The sequence below is a fragment of the Plasticicumulans sp. genome (genome assembly GCF_035331805.1).
Lineage (GTDB): Bacteria > Pseudomonadota > Gammaproteobacteria > Competibacterales > Competibacteraceae > Plasticicumulans.
Window position 1 is genome coordinate 1 of sequence record NZ_DAOLKE010000256.1, and the last position, 5,194, is coordinate 5,194.

Below are 5,194 nucleotides of genomic sequence, written 5' to 3' on the forward strand. Positions count from 1 at the left end.
GGTCGACGTGACCGATCGTGCCCACGTTCACGTGCGGCTTCTTGCGCTCGAATTTTTCCTTAGCCACTGCTGCTTACCTCATGAATTCCGGAAGGGCGTTCAGGACGCCTTCTTGATCACCGCCTCGGCGATGTTCGCCGGGGCCTCGTTGTACTTCGCGAACTCCATCGAGTAGGTCGCACGACCCTGCGTCGCCGAACGCAGCGAGGTCGCATAGCCGAACATCTCGGCCAGCGGCACCTCGGCCTTGACGATCTTGCCCGACGGCGAGTCGTCCATGCCCTGCACGAGGCCACGGCGGCGGTTCAGGTCGCCGATCACGTCGCCCATGTAGTCCTCGGGCGTCTCGACCTCGACCTGCATGATCGGCTCCAGCAGGGCCGGCCTCGCCTTGCGGAAACCTTCCTTGAAGCCCATGGAGCCGGCGATCTTGAACGCCATTTCGTTGGAGTCGACATCGTGATACGAGCCGTCGAACAGCGTGACCTTGACGTCGACGACCGGGAAGCCGGCCAGCACGCCGTCGGCCATCGCTTCCTGGATGCCCTTGTCGACCGCCGGCACGTATTCGCGCGGCACGACGCCGCCGACGATGCCGTTGACGAACTCGTAGCCCTTGCCGGCTTCCTGCGGTTCGATCTTCAGCCAGACGTGGCCGTACTGGCCGCGACCGCCGGACTGGCGCACGAACTTGCCTTCCTGCTCGACCGAGGCGCGGATCGTCTCGCGGTAGGCAACCTGCGGCGCACCGACGTTGGCCTCGACCTTGAACTCGCGCTTCATGCGATCGACGATGATTTCGAGGTGCAGCTCGCCCATGCCCGAAATGATCGTCTGACCGGATTCCTCGTCGGTATGCACGCGGAAGGACGGGTCCTCCTGCGCCAGACGGTTCAGCGCCAGACCCATCTTTTCCTGGTCGCTCTTGGTCTTCGGCTCGACCGCAACCGAGATCACCGGCTCCGGGAACTCCATGCGCTCCAGCACGATCGGCTTCTCGGGATCGCAGAGCGTGTCACCGGTGGTCACGTCCTTCAGGCCGACCGCCGCAGCGATGTCGCCGGCGAGCACTTCCTTGATCTCCTCACGGGAGTTCGCGTGCATCTGCACGATGCGGCCGATGCGCTCCTTCTTGCCCTTGACCGAGTTCAGCACCGAGTCACCGGAGCTGAGCACGCCGGAATAGACGCGGAAGAAGGTCAGCGTGCCGACGAACGGATCGGTCGCGATCTTGAACGCCAGCGCCGAGAACGGCGCGGCATCGGCGGGTTCGCGACTGGCTTCGCTGCCGTCATCGAGCGTGCCGGTCACGGCCGGGATGTCGACCGGCGCCGGCAGGTAGCGCACGACGGCGTCGAGCATCGCCTGCACGCCCTTGTTCTTGAACGCCGAACCGCACAGCGCCGGCACGATCTCGCCGGCGATCGTGCGCGAACGGATGGCCGCATGGATCTCGTCCTCGGAGAGCTCCTCGCCCTCCAGGTACTTGTCCATCAGCTCCTCGTTCGCCTCGGCCGCCGCCTCGATCAGCTTCTCGCGCCATTCGGCACAGAGATCCGCCAGATCGGCCGGCACGTCACGCAGCTCGAAGCTCGTGCCCTGGGTGTCGTCGTTCCAGTAGATGGCCTTCATCGTGATCAGGTCGACGATGCCCTCGAAGGCATCCTCGGCACCGATCGCGATCTGCAGCGGCACCGGATTCGCCTTCAGGCGATCCTTCATCTGCTGCACGACGCGCAGGAAGTTGGCACCGGCGCGGTCCATCTTGTTGACGAACGCGATGCGCGGCACACCGTACTTGTTGGCCTGACGCCAGACGGTTTCCGACTGCGGCTGCACACCACCGACGGCGCAGTACACCATGCACGCACCGTCGAGCACGCGCATCGAACGCTCGACTTCGATCGTGAAGTCGACGTGTCCGGGCGTGTCGATGATGTTGATGCGGTGCTCGGGGAACTGCTGCGCCATGCCCTTCCAGAAGCAGGTGGTCGCGGCGGAGGTGATCGTGATGCCACGCTCCTGCTCCTGCTCCATCCAGTCCATCGTCGCGGCGCCATCATGCACTTCACCGATCTTGTGGTTCACACCGGTGTAGAACAGGATGCGCTCGGTCGTCGTGGTCTTGCCGGCGTCGATGTGGGCGCTGATACCGATGTTACGGTAACGCTCGATGGGGGTTTTACGCGCCACGGTCGGAATCCTCGGGCTTACCAGCGGTAGTGGGCAAACGCCTTGTTGGCATCCGCCATGCGATGCGTGTCCTCACGCTTCTTGACAGCCGCACCGCGGCTCTCGGAAGCGTCGAGCAGCTCGCCGGCCAGACGACGGGCCATCGACTTCTCGCCACGCTTGCGGGCGGCATCGATGATCCAGCGCATCGCCAGCGTGTTGCGACGCACCTGACGCACCTCGACCGGCACCTGATAGGTGGCACCGCCGACGCGGCGGGACTTGACCTCGACGGCCGGACGCACGTTGTCGAGCGCCTGCTCGACGACGGACATCGCATCGTCCTTGCCCTTCTCGGTGATCGCGTCGAGCGCGCCGTAGATGATCTTCTCGGCGACCGACTTCTTGCCGCGCTCCATGACCATGTTCATGAACTTGGCCAGCATCTCGTTCCCGAACTTCGGATCCGGGAGGATGGTGCGCTTCGGAACTTCTCTTCTTCTGGGCATGGCTCGGGCTTACCTGGAAATCTGGAAACTCTGCGGAGGAACGGCGGCTGCCGGTCAGGACTTCGGACGCTTGGCGCCGTACTTCGAACGACCCTGACGGCGCTTCTGCACGCCCGAGGTGTCGAGGCAGCCACGGATCGTGTGATAGCGCACACCCGGGAGGTCCTTGACGCGACCGCCGCGGATCAGGACCACGGAGTGCTCCTGCAGGTTGTGGCCTTCACCGCCGATGTAGCTGGTCACTTCCATGCCGTTGGTCAGCCGCACGCGGGCAACCTTGCGCAGCGCCGAGTTCGGCTTCTTCGGGGTGGTGGTGTATACGCGCGTGCAGACGCCGCGCTTCTGCGGGCAGCCGTTGAGGGCTGGCACGGCGCTCTTTTCGGGCTTGCTGCTGCGCGGCTTGCGAACCAGCTGGTTGATCGTTGCCATTGCTACTCCTGAACCTCGAACACAAGACGACAGGCCGCAAGACCGCCCGCTGTCCGCCAAAGGCGCGGGATATTAGGGGCGGGTCTGTACCCTGTCAAGCTGAGCTGCGGAAAACCCCGGAAAAGTCAATGCGTTCCCGGAGCCCCGAAATGACACCGCCCCGGAGCGGCGACGGGGCCGTTCCGGGGCGGCGCGTGTGGCTTACTCCTCGGCGTGGCTTTCGCCGCCGGCGCTGTAATCGACGCTGCCGAATTCGGCGGTGCTGAACTCGGTGCCGAAGGACGAACCCGGGCGCGGCGTGGTGCGCCCGCCGCGACGGTCGGCATGGTAGGCGAGTCCGGTACCGGCCGGGATCAGGCGACCGACGATGACGTTCTCCTTGAGGCCGCGCAGGTCGTCACGCGAGCCGCGCACGGCCGCCTCGGTCAGCACGCGCGTGGTCTCCTGGAACGAGGCCGCCGAGATGAACGACTCGGTGGCCAGCGAGGCCTTGGTGATGCCGAGCAGCAGCGGGTGCCAGTGCGCCGGCACGCCGTTGTCGCCGCGCACGCGATCGTTCTCTTCGAGCACGCGCGTGCGCTCGACCTGCTCGCCCTTGATGAAGCGGGCGTTGTTCGGCTCGCTGATCTCGACCTTGCGCATCATCTGGCGAATGATCACCTCGATGTGCTTGTCGTTGATCTTCACGCCCTGCAGGCGGTAGACGTCCTGGATCTCCTTGACCAGATAGGCGGCGAGATCCCGCACGCCGCGCAGGCGCAGGATGTCCATCGGATTCGGCTCGCCATCGGCGATGACCTCGCCGCGCTCGACCTGCTCGCCCTCGAAGACGTTGACGTGGCGCCACTTCGGAATCAGTTCCTCGTGGGTGCCGCCATCCTTGTCGGTCAGCACCAGGCGCTGCTTGCCCTTGGTGTCCTTGCCGAAGCTGACCGTGCCCGAGATTTCGGCGAGGATCGCCGGCTCCTTGGGCTTGCGCGCTTCGAAGAGATCCGCGACGCGCGGCAGACCGCCGGTGATGTCACGGGTCTTCGAGGACTCCTGCGGAATGCGCGCGACGATGTCGCCGACGCGCACCTCGGCGCCGTCGGTGAGGTTGACGATCGCCCCCGGCGGCAGCGGGTACTGCGCCGGCAGGTCGGTGCCGGCGAGCTTCAGCGGCTGCTCGGCGGCATCGACCAGACGCACGGTCGGACGCTTGTCCTTGCCGAGCGAGCCGCGCGCCTTCGGGTCCAGGACCTCGAGGCTGGACAGACCGGTGATCTCGTCGGTCTTGCGCGTGACGGTCGAACCCTCCTCGAAGTCCAGGAAGCGCACGCGACCGTCGACCTCGGTGACCACCGGGTGCGTGTGCGGATCCCAGTTCGCGGCGATCTGGCCGGCCTCGACGCTGTCGCCTTCCTTGACCGTCAGCACGGCACCGTACGGAATCTTGTAGCGCTCGCGCTCACGGCCGTTGTCGTCCATGACCGTGACTTCGCCCGAACGCGACACCGCGACCAGGTTGCCGTCCTTGTTGGTGACGGTCTTCAGGTTGTGCAGGCGGATGCGGCCGCGGGCCTTGACCTGCACGCTGCTGACCGCCGCCGCACGCGAGGCCGCACCGCCGATGTGGAAGGTGCGCATCGTCAGCTGCGTGCCGGGCTCGCCGATCGACTGCGCGGCGATGACGCCGACCGCCTCGCCGATGTTGACGATGTGGCCACGCGCCAGGTCACGGCCGTAGCACGACGAGCAGACGCCGTAGCGGGTCTCGCAGGTGATGGGGCTGCGCACCAGCACCTGGTCGATGCCGGCGCTTTCGAGCACGTCGACCCAGTGCTCGTCGAGCAGCGTGCCGGCCGGAGCCACGACCTCGCCGCTGCCCGGACGGCAGACATCCTCGGCGACCACGCGCCCGAGCACCCGCTCGCGCAGCGGCTCGACGACATCGCCGCCTTCGACGATCGGCGTCATCAGCAGGCCTTCGCGCGTGCCGCAGTCTTCCTCGGTGACCACCAGATCCTGGGCCACGTCGACCAGACGGCGGGTCAGGTAGCCGGAGTTCGCGGTCTTCAGCGCCGTGTCGGCCAGACCCTTGCGGG

3 protein-coding genes and 1 pseudogene are annotated in these 5,194 nt (G+C 66.2%); all 4 read right to left on the minus strand.

All coding sequences use genetic code 11. The features are described 5' to 3' along the window. Positions 1–99 precede the first annotated feature (99 nt). Entirely contained in the window at positions 100–2,193 is a 2,094-nt protein-coding gene (fusA, locus tag PKE44_RS14645; protein ID WP_324552469.1) for an elongation factor G, read from the minus strand. Between the two features lie 17 nt (positions 2,194–2,210). Then, positions 2,211–2,681 carry a 30S ribosomal protein S7 gene (gene rpsG / locus PKE44_RS14650; protein ID WP_324552471.1) on the minus strand — a complete coding sequence of 157 codons (471 nt, stop codon included), beginning with the start codon at positions 2,679–2,681 and terminating at the stop codon, positions 2,211–2,213. A gap of 54 nt (positions 2,682–2,735) precedes the next feature. Further along, a complete protein-coding gene (gene rpsL, locus PKE44_RS14655; RefSeq protein ID WP_324552473.1) occupies positions 2,736–3,110 on the minus strand; it encodes a 30S ribosomal protein S12 in 375 nt (124 codons plus the stop codon). Positions 3,111–3,311: 201 nt separating this feature from the next. Then, positions 3,312–5,194 (minus strand): annotated as a pseudogene (locus PKE44_RS14660) (DNA-directed RNA polymerase subunit beta'); the annotation flags it as partial.

Bases quoted from the DNA above. Each gene is read 5' to 3' on its own strand.
- rpsG (WP_324552471.1), bottom strand. From the start codon at position 2,681: ATGCCCAGAAGAAGAGAAGTTCCGAAGCGCACCATCCTCCCGGATCCG.
- rpsL (WP_324552473.1), bottom strand. From the start codon at position 3,110: ATGGCAACGATCAACCAGCTGGTTCGCAAGCCGCGCAGCAGCAAGCCC.